20 protein-coding genes are annotated in these 18,375 nt (G+C 60.3%); 19 read left to right on the forward strand and 1 reads right to left on the reverse strand.

The features are described from left to right. The first annotated feature begins 212 nt into the window (after positions 1–212). The 4 genes from KI614_RS00940 to KI614_RS16395 are packed head-to-tail and all read left to right on the forward strand — an operon-like array spanning position 213 to position 4,114. Entirely contained in the window at positions 213–1,088 is an 876-nt protein-coding gene (locus tag KI614_RS00940) for a branched-chain amino acid ABC transporter permease (RefSeq protein ID WP_203468254.1), read from the forward strand. 2 nt (positions 1,089–1,090) lie between these two features. Beyond that, positions 1,091–2,023 carry a branched-chain amino acid ABC transporter permease gene (locus KI614_RS00945; protein ID WP_226407264.1) on the forward strand — a complete coding sequence of 311 codons (933 nt, stop codon included), beginning with the start codon at positions 1,091–1,093 and terminating at the stop codon, positions 2,021–2,023. Between the two features lie 2 nt (positions 2,024–2,025). Continuing rightward, positions 2,026–2,787 carry an ABC transporter ATP-binding protein gene (locus tag KI614_RS00950; protein WP_226407266.1) on the forward strand — a complete coding sequence of 254 codons (762 nt, stop codon included), beginning with the start codon at positions 2,026–2,028 and terminating at the stop codon, positions 2,785–2,787. Between the two features lie 10 nt (positions 2,788–2,797). Beyond that, complete coding sequence (locus tag KI614_RS16395; RefSeq protein ID WP_319002680.1) at positions 2,798–4,114, forward strand: ATP-binding cassette domain-containing protein; 1,317 nt, start codon at positions 2,798–2,800, stop codon at positions 4,112–4,114. A gap of 110 nt (positions 4,115–4,224) precedes the next feature. Here the strand turns inward: KI614_RS16395 and hpaR are convergent, their stop codons facing one another. After that, positions 4,225–4,704 (reverse strand): homoprotocatechuate degradation operon regulator HpaR, encoded by a 480-nt coding sequence (hpaR, locus tag KI614_RS00965; protein ID WP_203468258.1) that lies wholly within the window; start codon positions 4,702–4,704, stop codon positions 4,225–4,227. A 145-nt stretch (positions 4,705–4,849) separates the two neighbouring features. On the opposite strand from hpaR, the gene hpaA reads away from it, so the two are divergent. The 15 genes from hpaA (at position 4,850) to hpaD (KI614_RS01040) (ending at position 18,366) form a co-directional block, all read left to right on the forward strand. Next, entirely contained in the window at positions 4,850–5,764 is a 915-nt protein-coding gene (gene hpaA / locus KI614_RS00970; RefSeq protein WP_226407268.1) for a 4-hydroxyphenylacetate catabolism regulatory protein HpaA, read from the forward strand. 129 nt (positions 5,765–5,893) lie between these two features. Then, complete coding sequence (locus tag KI614_RS00975) at positions 5,894–6,157, forward strand: phenol hydroxylase subunit (protein ID WP_226407270.1); 264 nt, start codon at positions 5,894–5,896, stop codon at positions 6,155–6,157. Positions 6,158–6,217: 60 nt separating this feature from the next. After that, the gene (locus KI614_RS00980; protein WP_226407271.1) at positions 6,218–7,210 is read left to right on the forward strand and encodes a phenol hydroxylase; all 993 of its coding nucleotides are present in this window, start codon (positions 6,218–6,220) and stop codon (positions 7,208–7,210) included. A 10-nt stretch (positions 7,211–7,220) separates the two neighbouring features. Beyond that, on the forward strand, positions 7,221–7,490 hold the full coding sequence (locus tag KI614_RS00985; protein WP_226407272.1) for an MmoB/DmpM family protein: 270 nt from the start codon (positions 7,221–7,223) through the stop codon (positions 7,488–7,490). Between the two features lie 37 nt (positions 7,491–7,527). Beyond that, positions 7,528–9,072 (forward strand): YHS domain-containing protein, encoded by a 1,545-nt coding sequence (locus KI614_RS00990; protein WP_226407273.1) that lies wholly within the window; start codon positions 7,528–7,530, stop codon positions 9,070–9,072. A gap of 12 nt (positions 9,073–9,084) precedes the next feature. Next, a complete protein-coding gene (locus KI614_RS00995) occupies positions 9,085–9,447 on the forward strand; it encodes a phenol hydroxylase subunit P4 (RefSeq protein ID WP_226407274.1) in 363 nt (120 codons plus the stop codon). A 64-nt stretch (positions 9,448–9,511) separates the two neighbouring features. Next, positions 9,512–10,567: an NADH:ubiquinone reductase (Na(+)-transporting) subunit F gene (locus KI614_RS01000; protein ID WP_226407275.1), complete on the forward strand. Its 1,056-nt coding sequence runs from the start codon at positions 9,512–9,514 to the stop codon at positions 10,565–10,567. Between the two features lie 182 nt (positions 10,568–10,749). Next, the gene (locus tag KI614_RS01005; RefSeq protein ID WP_226407276.1) at positions 10,750–11,769 is read left to right on the forward strand and encodes a TRAP transporter substrate-binding protein; all 1,020 of its coding nucleotides are present in this window, start codon (positions 10,750–10,752) and stop codon (positions 11,767–11,769) included. 24 nt (positions 11,770–11,793) lie between these two features. Then, the gene (locus tag KI614_RS01010; RefSeq protein ID WP_226407277.1) at positions 11,794–12,333 is read left to right on the forward strand and encodes a TRAP transporter small permease; all 540 of its coding nucleotides are present in this window, start codon (positions 11,794–11,796) and stop codon (positions 12,331–12,333) included. Continuing rightward, positions 12,334–13,662 (forward strand): TRAP transporter large permease, encoded by a 1,329-nt coding sequence (locus KI614_RS01015; protein ID WP_226407278.1) that lies wholly within the window; start codon positions 12,334–12,336, stop codon positions 13,660–13,662. Between the two features lie 15 nt (positions 13,663–13,677). Next, positions 13,678–14,322: a fumarylacetoacetate hydrolase family protein gene (locus tag KI614_RS01020; protein ID WP_226407279.1), complete on the forward strand. Its 645-nt coding sequence runs from the start codon at positions 13,678–13,680 to the stop codon at positions 14,320–14,322. Then, positions 14,319–15,080, forward strand: a complete 762-nt coding sequence (locus KI614_RS01025; RefSeq protein ID WP_226407281.1) for a fumarylacetoacetate hydrolase family protein — start codon at positions 14,319–14,321, stop codon at positions 15,078–15,080. The genes KI614_RS01020 and KI614_RS01025 overlap by 4 nt, the downstream gene beginning before the upstream one ends. 19 nt (positions 15,081–15,099) lie before the next feature. Then, positions 15,100–16,554, forward strand: coding sequence for a 5-carboxymethyl-2-hydroxymuconate semialdehyde dehydrogenase (hpaE, locus tag KI614_RS01030; RefSeq protein WP_226407283.1), 1,455 nt, complete (start codon positions 15,100–15,102; stop codon positions 16,552–16,554). Between the two features lie 3 nt (positions 16,555–16,557). After that, on the forward strand, positions 16,558–17,403 hold the full coding sequence (hpaD, locus tag KI614_RS01035) for a 3,4-dihydroxyphenylacetate 2,3-dioxygenase (protein WP_226407285.1): 846 nt from the start codon (positions 16,558–16,560) through the stop codon (positions 17,401–17,403). Positions 17,404–17,469: 66 nt separating this feature from the next. Continuing rightward, a complete protein-coding gene (gene hpaD / locus KI614_RS01040) occupies positions 17,470–18,366 on the forward strand; it encodes a 3,4-dihydroxyphenylacetate 2,3-dioxygenase (RefSeq protein WP_226407287.1) in 897 nt (298 codons plus the stop codon). Positions 18,367–18,375: the final 9 nt, after the last annotated feature.

Below are 18,375 nucleotides of genomic sequence, written 5' to 3' on the forward strand. Positions count from 1 at the left end.
ATCAGCCGGATAATTCTTGATACATAAGATGCAAAAAATTGCATTATTTGTATCATTTCCCATTGACAGAAGTTGTTCTGTATTTCAGAATCAATTCCACTAATGTGAAGTAATACTTCCATACGGCTGCGGCCGATAACAACAGGAGGCGAGATGAACGAGAGAGCAGCGGTGCGCACGGCGGCTGCGCCGACAGGGAAGGTGGGTGTCTGATGCTGGCCCAGTTCCTGCAATTCCTATTTTCCGGTGTCACGGTCGGTGCGACTTACGCGCTGGCCGCGCTCGGCTTCACGTTGATCTACAACGCCAGCAACGTCATCAATTTCGCCCAGGGCGAGTTCATCATGCTCGGCGGCATGCTGGCGGTGTTCTTTACCCAGGCTGGCCTGCCTTTGCCGGTTGCGCTGGTGCTGGCCATCCTGATTCCGGCGATTGTCGGCGTGGTCGTTGAAAAACTGGCGATCGAACCGGTCAAGGGAGCCGAAACGGTCACGCTGATCATCATCACCATCGGCGCTTCGCTGGTCATTCGCGGCCTGGTTCAGGTCTGGCTCGGCAAAGGCACGCACAGCCTGCCGGCCTTCTCGGGCGACACGCCGATCGAGATTCTCGGTGCGACGCTGATGCCGCAGAGCTTGTGGGTACTCGGCGTGACGGCGCTGGTCGTCGTCGCACTGTGGTACTTCTTTAACCGTACGCTGCAGGGCAAGGCCATGCTGGCCACCTCGTTCAACCGTCTGGCGGCTGAACTGGTCGGGATCAACACCAGCTGGGTGCTGTTCATGAGCTTCGCGATGTCGGCCGCGCTGGGCGCGCTGGGCGGCATTCTGGTCACGCCGATTACGCTGACTTCCTACGATGTCGGGATCATGCTCGGCCTCAAGGGCTTCGTTGCAGCCGTGGTTGGTGGTCTGGGCAACGGCCTCGGCGCGGTGCTCGGCGGCTTGCTGGTCGGTATTTTGGAAGCCATGGGGGCGGGCTACATTTCGTCCGCCTACAAGGATGCCATTCCCTTCGTGCTGATCCTGCTCATTCTCTTCTTCATGCCGCGCGGTCTGTTTGGCGGCAAATCGACGGATCGGGTGTAAGCATGAAAAAGAACGCGTATTTCGGGCTGTTTATCGTCATGGCCATCCTCGCTGTGTTGCCTTTCGTGCTGCCCAACAGCTTCTACATGGATCTGGCGATCCGCATGGCGATCAATGCCGTGATCGTGCTCGGCCTGAATCTGCTGATCGGCTTTGCCGGTCAGATCAGTCTCGGTCATGCCGGTTTTCTGGGTATCGGCGCCTATGCCTCGGCCGTCCTGCCGACGCATTTCGGCTGGCATCCGGTGCTCGCCATGGCGGCGGGGGCTGTCGCAACTGGTATTCTGGCTGCGCTGGTCGCCCGGCCGATCTTCAAGTTGAAAGGCCACTATCTGGCGATGGCGACGCTCGGTCTCGGCATCATCCTGAGCATCGCCTTGCGCAACGAGGCTGCGTGGACGGGCGGGCCGGACGGTATGCCGGTTCCGGCGATGGCCCTGTTCGGTTTTGAGCTTTCTTCGGACAAGCAGTGGTACTGGGTGGTGGCGTTGCTGCTCTCGGTCAGCGTCTGGGCTTCACTCAACCTGATCGATTCACCGTTCGGCCGCGCTTTGCGCGCCTTGCATGGTTCTGAAGTGGCCTCGCAGGTGGTCGGTGTCGATGTGGTGCGCTACAAGGTTGCGATTTTCGTCATGTCGGCGGTGTTCGCCAGCCTGATGGGCAGCGTCACGGCGCACTACGTGGGTTTCGTGACGCCGAATCTGGCCGATTTCTTCCACTCCATCGAACTGGTCACCATGGTCGTCATCGGCGGCATGGCTTCGGTCTATGGCTCGCTGGTCGGCGCCGTGCTGCTGACCGCGCTGCCGCAGGCGCTGGCTACCTTCGAAGGCTGGGAAACCGTCGCTTTCGGTTCGATTTTGATGATCTGCATGATCTTCATGCCAAAGGGCCTGGTCCCGACGCTGGCCGCCAAGTTCGGCAAGGGAGAATGAGCATGGCTTTGCTCGACGTATCCAACCTTTCCATCCAGTTCGGCGGCGTCAAGGCTGTCCAGAATGTTAGTTTCAGCATTGATGCAGGCATCGTTTATGCCGTGATCGGCCCGAACGGCGCCGGCAAGACGACGCTGTTCAACCTGATTACCGGGGTCTACAAGCCAAGCAGCGGCGAAATCCGGCTGGAGGGCGAGTCGATCGGCGGCAAGTCGCCGAACGAACTGGCGACGCGCGGTGTGGCGCGGACTTTCCAGAACCTGCAGATCTGCATGAATATGAGTGCCATCGAGAACGTGATGGTCGGTGCGCACCTGCGGCTTGACCGCAATTTGCTCAAGGCTGCCTTGCGTTTCCCGACCCTGAAACGGCGTGATGCCGAGATGCGCCGTGAAGCGGCCGAGCTGATGGCTTTTGTCGGCCTCGAAAAATATGTCGAGGCACGGGCCGACGCGATGTCCTACGGCGCGCTCAAGCGGCTTGAAATTGCCCGTGCGCTGGCCATGAAGCCGCGCCTGATTTTCCTCGACGAACCGGCCGCCGGTCTCAATCCGAAGGAAACCATCGAAGTGGATCATCTGGTCCGCAAGATTGCCGATTCTGGCGTGACGGTGGTGCTCGTCGAGCACGACATGAAGATGGTGATGAACCTGTCGGACCGCATCCTGGTGCTCGATTACGGCAAGAAACTGGCCGAAGGCACGGGTGAGGAAGTTCGCCGGAATCCGGACGTGATTGCTGCCTATCTCGGCGCGCACGCATAAGGGGAAGAACATGGAAGCATTGCGCGTTATCAGCGAAGAACACCGCAACCTGTGGCGCATCGCCACGACCATCGACCAGGTGGCCGATGAGATGGAGGCTGGCAGCAAGGTCGATCCGGCTTTTTTTACGTCGATTTTCGATTACATCGAACAGTTCATGGATGCCTGCCACCACACCAAGGAAGATGACTTCCTGTTCCCGGTGTTGCGCCAGCGCAGCGCCGAGGCGGCACTCATCCTTGATCGCCTGCAAGCCGAGCACCGTAATGGTCCCGAGGTCCTGAAGTCGCTGCGTGAGCAACTGGCCGCGACCGCGACAGGCGCATTGGACAATGCCGCTTTTGCCGCTGCCCTGCGGACTTATACGGGCAGCTTGAAAAGTCATATCCGGACTGAAGAAAAGGATGCCATTCCTTTGGCTCGCGAGGCGTTGACCGCAGCAGACTGGGCTGAAATCGACCGGGCATTCCTCGATAACGACGATCCCTTGTTTGGTGAAAAGGCACGCGCCGAGTTTCGTGAGTTGTTCCACCGTATTGCCAGCCTGGCGCCGGAGTCGATCGGCCTGGGTGGACATACGGCCGGCGAACTGCAACCCGGCGCTTCCTCGGCCAAGGTCGATGTGCTGCTCAGTGTCAGGGATGTTGAAAGTTGCTATGGCCGGATCAAGGCCCTGAAAGGCATGAGCCTCGAAGTGCGGCGCGGCGAGACCGTGGCGCTGGTCGGTGCCAACGGTGCCGGCAAGACGACCTTCCTGCGTACCTTGTCCGGTATTCAGCCGATGAGTGCCGGCAGCATCCATTTCGATGGTGAAGACATCAGCAAGCTGCGTTCCGACATGCGGATGCGGCGTGGTATCTGCCAGAGTCCGGAAGGACGCCAGGTTTTCGGGCCGCTATCGATCGAGGATAACCTGCGCCTGGGGGCGTATACCCAGCCGAAAAGCCAGGTCGAAGGCGATCTCGAAAAGGTCTTTGCGATGTTCCCTATTCTCAAGGAAAAGCGCGCGCTGCCTGCCGGCACCTTGTCCGGCGGTCAACAGCAGATGCTGGCGATTGGCCGGGCGCTGATGGGCCGTCCGAAAATGCTGCTGCTCGATGAGCCGTCGATGGGCTTGGCGCCGTTGCTTGTCGAGGAAGTTTTCAATGTGGTCAAAACGCTGAAATCGCAAGGCATGACCATCCTGCTCGTCGAACAGAATGCCTTTGCCGCGCTGGCTATCGCCGACCGTGGCTATGTGCTGGAAACCGGCAATGTCACGTTGACCGGCACCGGCCAGGAACTGATCAGCAACGAGCAGGTGCGTGCGGCCTACCTTGGCATGTAAGTGACCGGGGCGGACTGACGGTCCGCCTGTTCGCCGGTATCGTGTGCTACCGGTGATTTTCTGCCCTATCGTTGGCCCTGCGAGCGCTGGGCCAACCCTTCATCCCCGTTTCAGAGGCTGGACCAGTCCTTTTTCGGCGGAAGTTCGATCCGGGCAATCGGGCCGCGCTCGGCGGCAATGATCCGGTCCATGACCTCGTAAAGCTCCTTGATCAGTTCCGGGCCGAAAGCCTGTTCGATGATCTTGTACTGGGCAACGATCAGCGGGCCGAGTTCGGCGACCAGGCGTTCGCTCTTCGGTGTCAGACGGACAATGACGCGGCGCTGGTCTTCTGCCATGCGGCTGCGTGTGACCAGCCCCATCTCTTCCATGCGCGACAGCACGCCGGTCATGCTCGGGCTGAGAATGTGGCAATGCTCGCAGATCTCGCGCGGTTCCAGTTGCTCCATTTCGGCCAATGCGCGCAGAATGCGCCACTGCTGTTCGGTCAGGCCGAAATGGCTGATGATCGGGCGAAAATGGCAGAGCAGTTCTTCCCGTGCTTTGAGGAAGAGCTGAGGCAGATTGCGGTAGGCGAGCTTACGGGACATGGAATCCGGTTCTCCAGTCAAAGGGGCTGGACCTGATAATTGAATGGATCAGATGATACCAGTTGACTGCTTAATATGTTAGTGATTGAATCAAATCCCGACGCCTTGTCGGCAGGTATCTTGTAATCAGGTTCAGGTGGCGATCATGACCGCGGTTCCCGTTCAGGCAATTCCCGATATTCATATCGGTCGGGTCTACGATCAGCGCGATCCCGAGTGCGAAGTGCACTATGAAACCTTCGGCCGCCTCGCCCAGTTCTTCGGGCGCAACACGCCGCCGCACCGGCATTACTGCTTCTACCAGCTGCACATCCTGGTCAAGGGCAGCATCCGCCTCAATCTCGACGGCCAGGTCTATGGCGGCGCGGCACCGCTGCTGATCTTCACGCCGCCGACCATTCCGCACTCGTTCTATTCCGAGGAAGACACCGACGGCCATGTGCTGACCGTGCGCCAGGAAGTGGTGCGTAGCTGGTACCGGGCGATGCCCGGCCAGTGGCCGGATACCTTGCTGCGCGAAGCGGCCTTCATTGAACTGGCCAGCCTGCCGGCCGCGAGTGGCGAGGATTTTGCCGCCTTGGTGAACACGGTCGAGTTGCTGCAGCGCGAGGCCGATCGCGATGCCAAGGGACATTCCACCTTGCTGCTGGCCTTGGGGGAGTGTGCCTTCATCCATTTGAGCCGCCTGCTGCTGGCGCATGAACCGGTGACGGCGCAGCGTCCGGAGCGCAGTGAAGATCTGCGCCTGTTCCTGAGTTTTTGCGATCTGGTCGAAGCGCATTTCCGCGACCACCTGACCCTGACCGACTATGCCGGCCGCCTGCTGGTCACCGAGGCGCGGCTTAACGACATCTGCCGGCGCATGGCCGAACGCCCGTCCAAGGAAATTGTGCACGAACGCCTGTTGCAGGAGGCGCGCCGTCTTCTGCTTTTCTCGGCGGTGCCGGTCAGTGAGATCAGCTACCAGCTGGGTTTTGCCGATCCGGCGTATTTTTCGCGCTTCTTCACCAAGCGGGCTGGCATGCCGCCGAGCCAGTTCCGTCTGGTCGGGCAGGGCTGACCGTTCCCGGTTACGAAAAGTACAAGTCATTTCCCCAAACGTCCATTCATTAATATCTTAGTAAAAGATTTAATGCACTCCATCAGATAGCTGCCTTTCGGGGCAGTAATAAATCAGGAGTGAGACGACATGGCGACAGGCAGTTTCGACATCACGCGCAAATTCGTGCGCGTCATGCGCACCCGGGCCAACGGTTTGATCGAATTCGAGTTCGCTGTCGGCGATCCCGATGTGGCGGTCGAGCTGGTCATGCCCAAGGCGGCCTTCGATGAATTTTGCGCAGCCAATCACGTTGAGCGCATCGCCGCCGAGTCGGCTGCCTTTGACAGCGATGCAGCCGACGCCGACTTCCACTGGAACCTGCACCAGGCAACGCACCAGCGTTTCCGCTAACGGTTTTTGCCTTTTCGGAGCGGTCGACCGTTCCATTTTCAGTATTTTCAGGAGACAAACATGGCAATTGATTTGAGGACGGTCAGCATCACACCGCTGCGCCAGACCTTTGGCCACCTGGCCCGCCGCATGGGCGCCGACAAGCCGGCTTCGCGCTACATGGAAGCGACGATGGACCTGCAGCCGGTCGAAAACTATCACTATCGCCCGACCTGGGAACCGCAGTACGAAATCTTCGACGAGACACGCACCAAGGTCACGATGAAGGACTGGTACGCGCTGAAAGACCCGCGCCAGTACTACTACGGCGCCTGGACGCTGGCCCGCGGCAAGATGCAGGAAATCGCCGAAGGCGACTTCGACCTGGTCGACGAACTCGGTCTCGCCGCCGCCTATCCGGCTGCCGGCAAGGAAGAAGCGCTCAAGGTCTTCCTGCCGCTGCGCCATGTCGCCTGGGCCTCGAACCTGAACAAGGCTTACGTTTCCTCCTACGGCTACGGCATTGCCATTTCGCAGGCCGCCTGCTACGCCTCGATGGACCAGCTCGGCGTCGCCCAATACACCAGCCGCCTTGGCCTCGCCTTCAACGACCTCGACGCCCTGGCCGCCGCCAAGACAGCCTGGCTGGAAGGCGCCGAATGGCAGGAGCTGCGCCGCTACGTCGAAGACCTGATGGTCGAGAAGGACTGGTTCGAAGTTCTCGTCGCCCAGGACTTCGCCCTCGAAGGCCTGCTCTATCCGCTGATCTTCGAGCGCTACAACGAAAAACTCAACGCCGCCTACAGCCCGGTCTTCTCGATGCTGACCCGCTTCCAGCGCGAATGGTTCGGCGAAACCACCAAGTGGCTGGATTCCATTCTCAAGGTCACCGCCGCCGACAACGCCGACAACAAGGCGCAACTGGCCGAGTGGATCAAGCACTGGCGCGAGCGTGCCCTCAAGGCGATCAAGCCGGTTGCAGTACTCGCCTTTGGTGCCGAAGCCGATGCCATCCTGGACGAACTGGTCCAGAACCTGAATGCCCGCGCCGCCAAGGCCGGTATCACCCTGTAAAGGAAGTCGCATGTCCAACGCATTTATCGCATTCCAGAAGAACGACGACTCCCGCTGCATCGTCGAGGCCATCCTTGAAGACAACCCGGGCGCCATGGTCGACGACCAGCCGTCGATGGTGAAGATCGACGTGCCGAACCGCCTCGTCATCAAGCGCGAAACCGTCGAGGAAAAGATGGGCCGCGAGTTCGATCTGCAGGAACTGCAACTGCACCTGATCACCATTTCCGGTCACCTCGACGAGACCGACGACGAATTCACCCTGAGCTGGAATTCCTGATTTTTCCAATTATTCCGGCCCCCAAGGAGAGAACACCATGGATATGAAAGTTGCCAAGAAGCTCGGCCTCAAGGAGCGCTACAGCCTGATGACCCGCGATCTCGCGTGGGACACGACCTACCAGCCGATGGACAAGGTCTTCCCGCAGACGACCTACGAGGGCATCAAAATTCACGACTGGGACAAGTGGGAAGATCCGTTCCGCCTGACCATGGACGCCTACTGGAAGTACCAGGCCGAGAAGGAGCGCAAGCTGTACGCCATCCTCGACGGCTTCAACCAGAACAACGGCCATCTGTCGGTCACCGATGCCCGCTACATCAACGTGCTCAAGCTCTTCCTCGGCTCGACGCCGCCGCTCGAACTGATGGCCGCCCGTGGCTTTTCGATGATGGGCCGGCAGATGAACGGCGCCGGTCCGCGCGTCGCCTGCCAGATGCAGGCCGTGGATGAGTACCGTCACTTCCAGACGCAGATCCACTCGATCTCCAACTACAACAAGTACTACAACGGGATGGACGAGTTCGCCCATCAACAATCCCGCATGTGGTACCTGTCGGACGGCAAGTCCTTCTTTGACGACGCGATCACCGCCGGCCCCTTCGAATTCATGGTCGCCATCGGCTTCGCCTTCGAATACGTGCTGACCAACATCCTGTTCGTGCCGTTCATTTCCGGCGCTGCCTACAACGGCGACATGGCGGCGATGACCGTCGGCTTCTCGGCCCAGTCCGACGAAGCGCGTCACATGACGCTCGGCCTCGAATGCATCAAGTTCATGCTCGAACAGGACCCGGACAATCTGCCCATCGTCCAGCGCTGGATCGACAAATGGACCTGGCGCGGCACGCGCAAGCTCGCCTCGGTCGGCATGATGATGGATTACATGCTGCCCAAGCGCATCATGAGCTTCAAGGAAGCCTGGGAAATGTACGTCGAGGAAAACGGCGGTGCGCTGTTCAAGGACCTCGCCCGTTACGGCATCACCATCCCGAAGTGCTTCGGCCAGACCATCGAGGAAAAGGAACACGTCACCCACCAGTCGTGGATCGGTTTCTACATGAAGCCGCAGGCGACGCCTTTCCACACCTGGATTCCGACGCCGGACGAAATGGACTGGCTGTCCGAGAAATACCCGAACACCTTCGACAAGTACTACCGTCCGGTGCTCGAGCATCTCGACGCGCAGGAAAAGGCCGGCAACCGTTTCGACAACAAGACGGCGCCGATGAACTGCCAGGTCTGCGTCAGCACCATGAAGTTCAACGAGCCGGGCGATCCCATGGAAATGTGTTTCCGCGAGTCGATCTACAACGGTGAGAAGTTCCACACCTGTTCCGATCACTGCAAGGAAATCTTCGACAACGAGCCGGAGAAGTACATCCAGACCTTCATTTCCTCGCACCAGGTGCTGCAGGGCAACTGCGAGCCGGAAGGCACCGACGTCAATGCCGCCGACTTCAAGCCGGGCCAGAACATGCTCGACTACTGGAAGCTCGACAAGCGCGCGCTCGGCGACTTCAACGGTTCCGAGGACCAGAAGAACTTTGCCGCCTGGCGCGAGCAGGCCACCAAGAACTAAAAGGAGACAGCCATGACCATGTTGAAAACCCTCGCGCCCTACGAAGTGAAGTCGCGCGATGCCGTCGAGAACTACAAGGGCCGCCAGCTGCTGTACGTGAACTGGGAACGTCACCGCATGTTCTCGCGTCCCTTCGTGCTCGCACTGCCGCCCGAAACGCTGTTCTCGGTGATCGTCGACCAGTACATGACCGACTGCTTCAGCTACCACCCGGACTGGAAGCAGATCGACTGGAACACGGTCGTCTGGCAGAACGGCAACACGCCTTTCACGCCGGATCGCGACAAGAGCCTCAAGGAAAACGGCATCGGCCACAAGGACCTGATCCGCTTCCGCACACCGGGCCTGGATGGCATTGCCGGCACCGGCTACTAAAAACAGCAGGGCGTCGTGCGGCCAGTCTGCGCGACAGCCCGGTTTCACCCCGCGGAGATAAAACATGAGCTACGAACTGAGTATCGAGCCGCTCGGCCGGACCATCGAGGTCGAAGACGGCCAGACCATCCTCGACGCCGCGCTGCGCGCCGGCATCTACCTGCCGCACGCCTGCGGCCAGGGCTACTGCGCCACCTGCAAGGTGTGCATCACCGACGGCGAAGTCGACCACCAGAACTCCTCCAGCTTCGCGCTGATGGACTACGAGCGCGAAGAGGGCAAGGCGCTGGCCTGCTGCGCCACGCTCGAAGCCGATACCGCCATCGAAGTCGAGATGGAAATCGACGAAGACGCGCGCGACATCCCGGTCAAGGATTTTCCGGGCGTGGTCAGCCGTATCGAGAACCTGACGCCGACCATCAAGGGCATCTGGCTCAAGCTCGACGAGGCGCTCGACTTCCAGGCCGGCCAGTACGTCAATTTCAACCTGCCCAACGATCTGGGCCACCGAGCCTTTTCGCTGGCTAATTCGCCGTCGACCGGGAAAGAGATCGAACTCAATATCCGCATCGTGCCCGGCGGCGTCGGTACGACCTGGATTCACAACGAACTCAAGGTCGGCGACCAGATCACCGTCTCCGGCCCCTACGGTCGCTTCTTCGTGCACAAGTCGGCCAACGTGCCGTCCCTGTTCATGGCCGGCGGCTCCGGCCTGTCCAGTCCGCGTTCGATGATCCTCGACCTGCTGGAAGAGGGCAGCGACCTGCCGATCACGCTGGTCTACGGCGCGCGCAACCAGGGCGAGCTGTACTACCACCAGGAATTCCTCGATCTGGCCGCGAAATACCCGAACTTCAGCTACGTCCCGGCCTTGAACGATGAGCCGGCCGACAGCGGCTGGACCGGCTTCCGCGGCTTCGTCCACGACGCCGCCAAGGCGCATTTCGACAACGACTTCCGCGGCCGCAAAGCCTACCTGTGCGGTCCGCCGGTGATGATCGAAGCCTGCATCACCACCCTGATGCAGGGCCGCCTGTTCGAACGCGACATCTACACCGAGAAATTCTTCTCGGCGGCCGATGCGCAACAGGTGCGCAGCCCGCTGTTCAAGCGGGTTTGAGCGACCAATCCGGTTGGCAGAGGTGTTGTCGCGCCTCGATCGAATGTCCTGCGGTCAACCGGAAAAACAAGCCCAAAATTAAATCGAATACCTGTTGACTCACTAACATAGTAGTGATTTAATTTGATCACTAACATGTTAATAAACGTGGGTCCGACCCACTCTCTTCGAGGAGATGTCGAATGAACTACCGTCACTTTGCTTTGATCGGCGCCATGGCTGTTTCCGTCCCGGCTCTGGCTCAGGAAGTTACTTTCAAGATTGCCCACTTTTTGCCATCCGCCGCGCCGACGCAGCAAAAGGTGCTGCAGCCGTGGTGTGAAGAGATGGGCAAGCTGTCGAGCGGCCGGATCAAGTGCCAGTTCTACCCGGCCATGCAGTTGGGCGGTACGCCGGCGCAACTGGCCGACCAGGTCAAGAACGGTGTGGCCGATGTTGTGTGGACCGGCCCCGGTTATTCGGCTGGCCGCTTCCCGGCCATCGAAGCCTTTGAACTGCCGTTCATGGTGAAGGATTCAACCTCCAGCTCCAAGGCGTTGTGGACCTACTATCAGCAGCATGCGCAGCAGGAATTTGCTGCCTATAAGGTACTGGCTTTCCATACCGACGGTGGCCAGGCGGTGCATACCGCCAGCAAGCAGATTGCCGGCCTGACCGGGTTTTCCGGCCTCAAGCTGCGCACCTCGACGCGCGTCGGTGCCAAGACCCTGGCTGCGCTCGGTGGTCAGCCGGTCGCCATGCCGCCGGCCCAGGTGACCGAAGCCATCGCCAAGGGCGTGGTTGACGGTTCGCTCGGCGCCTGGGAACTGGTCTATCCGACCAAGTTGTCCGAAGTTACCAAGTTCCATCTGCAGCCGGATAACGGCGTCGCCTACCCGACGGCTACCGTGCTGACCGTGCTGATGAACAAGCAGAAGTACGACGGCCTGCCGGCTGATCTGAAGGCTATCGTCGACAAGACGACCGGCGAAGCGATGGTCGGCAAGTTTGGCGCGATGTTCGATGAAGTCGCCGCCGATACCAAGAAACGCATTGCCGCTCAGGGCAACAAGATCACTACCTTGAGCGCGACGCAGGTGACGGCGATGAAGCAGGCAACCGCCAGCGTCGAGGACGAGTGGGCCAAGCAGGTGAGTGAAAAGGGGCTGGATGGCAAGAAACTGATTGCCGCTGCCCGCGAGCTGACTGGTACCAGCAAGTAATAACGAGAACCCAAGGAGAACAGCATGCAAGATCCTATGGGGCTGCCCCATGAACTGGTCGAGCACGACAAGGTCGAGCACTACCTGATCATGGCGGGCAAGACGATGGCGATTTCCGGTGGCGTCCTGTTCATCGCCCTGATCGCCATGTCGCTGGTGTCGATCATCGGCCGCAAGCTGGGCTTCGGCTCGGTGAACGGCGATATCGAATTGATGCAGGCCGGTACCGCGGTAGCCGCGACGGCTTTCCTGCCGTACTGCACGCTGCTTGGCGAGCATATCAAGGTCGATTTTTTCACCGAGAACATGCGCGACTCCCTGAAGCGCCCGATCGATGGCATTGCGGAAGTCCTGTTTGCCGCAGTTTCCGCACTGCTGGTCTGGCGCACCATCCTGTCGGCGATTGCCACGTATGAATCGCAGGAAGTGACGACGCTGGTTTCGCTGCCGCTGTGGATTCCGACGGCGCTGCTGGTGCCCGGTCTTTTCCTGATGATGATCTGCGCGATCTACCGGGCCTACGCCCACTTCCACCCGACCAAGAACATTCCGGGGAGCAAATAAATGAGCGGTACCTCTATTGGCCTGATCGGTTTCGGCTGTTTGCTGGCAATGCTGGCGGTGCGTGTGCATATCACGATGGCCATGTTCATTACCGGTGCCGGTATCTATCTGGTGATGAATGGTGGCGAAACCTCCGGTTTGTTGTACACCCTCAATAACCTGGTGTATGCGCGGGTTTCCAACTACGACCTGGCAGTCATTCCGCTGTTCATCCTGATGGGCCAGTTCGCCACGCACGGCGGTCTGTCCAAGGCGCTGTTCAAGGCGGCCGGTACGCTGATCGGTCACTGGCGCGGCGGTCTGGCCATGGCCTCGACGGCTGCCTGTGCTGCCTTCGGTGCGATCTGCGGCTCCTCGCTGGCGACTGCAGCAACGATGGGGCAGGTCGCTTTGCCCGAGTTGAAGGCCGCCGGCTATTCCGGCCGGCTGGCCACGGCCACCCTGGCCGCGTCCGGTACGCTGGGCATCCTGATTCCACCGTCGGTTCCGCTGGTCATCTACGCCGTGCTGACCCAGGAGTCGATTGGCAAGCTGTTCGTCGCTGCCGTTGTGCCGGGCATCATCGCGGCGCTGGGTTATATCCTGGTCATCGCCTTCGTCGTTCGCCGCGATCCAAGTGCCGGTCCGGCCGGCAAGAAAGTGCCGTTCGGCGAAATGATCAAGGCCCAGATCAACATCATCCCGGTGCTTTGCGTTTTCCTCGTCGTCATTGTCGGTATCTACGGCGGCTGGGCCAACCCGACCGAGGCTGCTTCGATCGGTGCGGCTGCCTGCGGCGTCATCGCCGCGGTGTCCGGTGGCATGCGGACCAAGGATTTCCTGCAGAGCGTCTATGGTACGGCCCACGCGACTGGCATGATCTTCATGGTGCTGATCGGCGCCGACCTGCTCAACTCCAGCCTCGCGCTGTCGCAAATGCCGACCGAGCTGGCGCTGTGGGTGCAGAACAGCGGCCTGCCGGCGCTGGTCGTGCTGTTCTCCATCCTGCTCATCTACATCCTGCTCGGTTGCGTGATGGATTCGCTGGCCATGATCCTGCTGACCATCCCGATTTTTTATCCGATGGTGATGGGCCTTGAATTTTTCGGCATGAGCGTCGAAGACAAGTCGATCTGGTTCGGTATCCTGGCCCTGATGGTCGTTGAAATCGGCCTGGTGCATCCGCCGGTCGGGATGAATCTCTATGTCATCAACAAGATTGCCAAGGATGTACCGATGAAGGAAACCGCCTGGGGGGTGATGCCCTTCCTGGCTTCCGATTTCCTGCGCATCGTCGGTCTCGTCTTCTTTCCCACCATGTGCCTCGGCCTGGTTCATTACCTCGGCTGATCGGAGTCTCATAACATGATCAAACAGAAAGTCAGCGGCACGGTGTATGGCGTCATTCTCAATGACACCGTCTCCGTCCAGAAAATCGGTTCTCTTGAGGAAGCGCCGTACAAGGGCGCGCCCAAGGCCCCGGTGCTTTACCTGAAACCGGCCAATACCCGGGTTTCCTGCGGTAGCACGGTCGACCTGCCGAAAGGGGCCGATTCCGTCGAAGTCGCCGCCACTATCGGTCTGGTCATGGGCCGCGCCGCTGGCCGACTGACTGCCGGCAATGCACTGGAATCGGTCGCCGGCATCGTGCTCGCCGCCGATCTCAGCCTGCCGCACAGCAGCTACTACCGTCCGGCGATCCGCGAGAAGTGTTTCGACGGTGCCTTGCCGATTTCGTCAGTCAAGCCGCTGGCTGATCTGGCCGGGCTGATGCTGACGACCGAGATCGACGGTCAGGTGGTCGATAGCCGTGCGCTGAATGATCTGATCCGTTCGCCGGCCAAACTGCTGGCCGATGTGACCGAATGGATGACGCTGAGCCAGGGCGATGTGCTGCTCGTCGGTGTGCGTTATATGGCGCCGCAAGCCAAGGCCGGCAGCAGCGTTCGCATCAGTGCCGAAGGATTGGGCAGCCTGAATTTCACCATCGCCGAAGGAGTCGCAGCATGAAGCGCGGTCGTATCAGTTACAACGGGGCCGTTCAGCAAGTTACCGAAGCCAATGGCAAGGTTCGCCTGTCCGACGGTCGACTGCTCAAGGAAGGCGATTTCCAGTGGCTGCCGCCGGTCGAAGTCGGCACCGTCTTCGCGCTCGGCCTGAACTACGCCGACCACGCCAAGGAACTGGCTTTCAAGGCGCCGGAAGTGCCGCTCGTCTTCCTCAAGGGACCGAACGCGATCACCGGCCACAAGGCCAACACCCGCCGCCCGGCTGACGCCACCTACATGCACTACGAGTGCGAGCTGGCCGTGGTTATCGGCAAGACCGGCAAGAACGTCGCCAAGGCCGACGCCATGGACATCGTCGCCGGCTACACCGTGGCCAATGACTACGCCATCCGCGACTACCTGGAAAATTTCTATCGCCCGAACCTGCGCGTCAAGAACCGCGACGCCTGCACACCGCTCGGCCCCTGGCTGGTCGACGCCGCCGACGTGCCGAATCCGGGCGCGCTCAAGCTGACCACCCGCGTCAATGGCAAGACGACGCAGACCGGCACGACGGCCGACATGATTTTCGACATCCCGACGCTGATCGAATACCTGTCGTCCTTCATGACGTTGAATCCGGGCGACGTGATCCTGACCGGCACGCCGGAAGGCCTGGCCGATGTGAAAGCCGGCGACGTGATCGAGACGGAAGTGGAGGGCGTCTGCTGCCTGATCAACACCATCGTCGACGACCAGACTTATTTCGCCAACGCTTAAAAGAAAGCGAGAACAGCACATGATTCAACACATCATCAACGGCCAGAAGGTCGGCAGCAAGGAAACCTTCGAAACCATCAACCCGGCGACCGGCGAAGTCATCGACACCGTCGCCAGCGGCGGCCAGGAAGAAATCAATGCCGCCGTAGCCGCCGCCAAGGCCGCCTTTCCGGGCTGGGCGGCAACGCCGGTCAAGGAACGCGCCCGCCTTGTGCGCAAGCTGGGCGAACTGATCGCCGCCAATGTCGAGCCGATTGCCGACATGGAAACGGCCGACTGCGGCCAGGTCACCAACCAGACCAAGCGCGTGCTGATCCCGCGCGCCTCGGACAACTTCAACTACTTCGCCGAGCTGATCCAGCACATGCACGGCGAAACCTACGATTCCGACACCGGCCACCTCAACTACACGCTGTGGCAGCCGGTCGGCGTTTGCGCGCTGATCTCGCCGTGGAACGTGCCGTTCATGACCGCGACCTGGAAGACCGCGCCGTGCCTGGCTTTCGGCAACACGGCAGTGATGAAAATGTCCGAATTGTCGCCGTTGACCGCCAACCGCCTCGGCGAACTGGCGCTTGAAGCCGGCATCCCGGCCGGCGTCTTCAACGTCGTGCATGGTTTTGGCGACAAGGCCGGCGAACCACTGGTCTCGCATCCGGATGTCCGCTCGATTTCCTTCACCGGCTCGACCGCCACTGGCAATCGCATCGTCAAGGCCGCCGGCCTGAAAAAGTTCTCGATGGAACTGGGCGGCAAGTCGCCGTTCATCATCTTCGACGACGCGGACTACGAACGCGCCCTCGATGCCGCCATCTTCATGATTTTCTCGAACAACGGCGAACGCTGCACCGCCGGTTCGCGGATCATTGTCCAGGAAGGGATCTACGACAAGTTCGTCGCCGATTTCGCGGCGCGTGCCTCGCGCCTGGTGGTTGGCGACCCGATGGACCCGAACACCGTGATCGGCCCGATGATCTCCAAGGGCCACATGGACAAGGTCAATTACTACATCGAACTCGGCAAGCAGGAAGGCGCCGAAGTCGTCTTCGGCGGCGGCACGCCGGTCGTTGCCGACAAGTTCAAGAACGGTTTCTGGGTGCAGCCGACCGTGTTTGCCAATGTCGACAACAAGATGCGCATCGCCCAGGAAGAAATCTTCGGGCCGGTGCCCTGCATCATCCGCTTCAAGACCGAAGAGGATGCCGTGCGCATCGCCAACGACACCATCTACGGCCTGTCTTCGTATTTGTGGACCAACAACACCGGCCGCGCCATCCGCCTGGCCAAGGCCATCGAGTCGGGCATGACCTTCGTCAACAGCCAGAACGTGCGCGACCTGCGTCAGCCCTTCGGTGGCTCCAAGGCTTCAGGCACCGGTCGTGAAGGCAACCACTACAGCTACGACGTGTTCTGCGAAGCCAAGAACATCGCTGTGTCCTACGGCAGTCACCACATTCCGCGCTGGGGGGTGTAAATCATGGGCAAACTCGTACTCGCCGCCAAAATCACCCACGTTCCGTCGATGTACCTGTCGGAACAGGACGGGCCGCACAAAGGCTGCCGTCAGGCGGCCATCGATGGTCACAAGGAAATCGCCCGTCGCATGCGTGAGTTGAAGGTCGACACCATCGTCGTCTTCGACACGCACTGGCTGGTCAATTCCGGCTACCACGTGAATTGCGCGCCGTCGTGGGAGGGCATCTACACCTCCAACGAGCTGCCGCATTTCATCAAGAACATGCCTTTCTCGTACCAGGGCAATCCGGCGCTCGGCCATGCCATCGCCGAGCAGGCCACGGCGGCTGGCGTGCACACCCGCGCCCATGACGCGACCAGCCTGGCGCTTGAATACGGCACGCTGGTGCCGATGCGCTACATGAACGAGGACAAGCAGTTCAAGGTCATCTCGGTCTCCGCGCTATGTACTGTGCATAACCTGCTCGATTCCGTCGAGCTGGGCCGTGCCGTGCGCCGTGCCATCGAGCAGAGCGAAGGCAATGTCGCCGTGCTGGCTTCCGGTTCGCTGTCACACCGCTTCGCGCAGAACGGCGTGTCCGACCAGTTCCTGCACAAGGTCTGGGACCCGTTCCTCGAAACAGTCGATCACCATGTCGTCAATCTGTGGAAGAACGGCGACTGGAAGACCTTCTGCGGCATGTTGCCGGAGTACGCGGTCAAGTGCCACGGCGAAGGCAACATGCACGATACGGCGATGCTGCTCGGCGTGCTGGGCTGGGACCAATACGAAGGCAAGGCCGAAGTCGTCACGCCTTATTTCGGTTCGTCCGGCACCGGCCAGATCAACGTCGTATTCCCCGTCTAAAAGAGCGTAAAGCCGACGATAACCCCGATAGAGAAATCACTTTTCGAGATCAAGGGAGACAGATTCATGGGTGAAATTCTTATGGCCATCAAGTGCACGCACGTGCCGTCGATGCTCATTTCCGAACAGCCGGGCCCGGCCCACGGCTGCCGTCAGGCGGCGATCGATGCCGAGCGCGAGATCGGTCGTCGTGCCGTCGAACTGGGGGTGGATACCTTCATCGTGTTCGACACGCACTGGCTGGTCAATGCGGGTTATCACATCAACAACAATGCGGTGCACAAGGGCAATTACACCAGCCACGAGTTTCCGCATTTCATCCAGGATTTGCCCTACGAGTTTCCGGGTAACCCGGAGCTGGGCAACCTGATCGCCGAAGAAGCTACCGCGATGGGCGTCAAGACGCGCGCCCACCAGGTCGCCTCGCTCGATCTCGAATACGGCACGATTTTGCCGATGCGCTACATGAACCCGGAAGGCAAGATCAAGGTTATCTCGATTGCCGGCTGGAGCACCTTCGGTTCGCTCGAAGAGTCACGCATCCTCGGCGAGGCGCTGGCCAAGGCCGTCGCCCGCAGCAACAGCAAGGTCGCCATCGTCGCCTCCGGCTCGATGTCGCACCAGATCTGGGAAAACCGCCTGGTCGAACAGGGCTTCAACTCAATCAGCCGCGAGTTCAACAAGCAGGTTGACCTGCGTGTCCTGCAACTGTGGGAGAACGGCGAATGGGATACTTTCCTGCGCATGCTGCCGGAATACGCCCAGTACTGCACCGGCGAAGGCAAGATGCACGACACCGCCATGCTGTTCGGCGCAATCGGCTGGGACCAATTCGCCGGCAAGGCCGAAGTGGTCTGCCCTTACTTTGAAAGTTCGGGTACTGGCCAGGTCGTCGTCAGCTTGCCGGTTGCCGGCATCCCGCTCGCTGCGCGCGGTATCGGCGCTGAAATGCCGGTTTCCTGACACAACAAT

It is taken from the genome of Dechloromonas denitrificans, from assembly GCF_020510665.1.
GTDB lineage: Bacteria > Pseudomonadota > Gammaproteobacteria > Burkholderiales > Rhodocyclaceae > Azonexus > Azonexus denitrificans_B.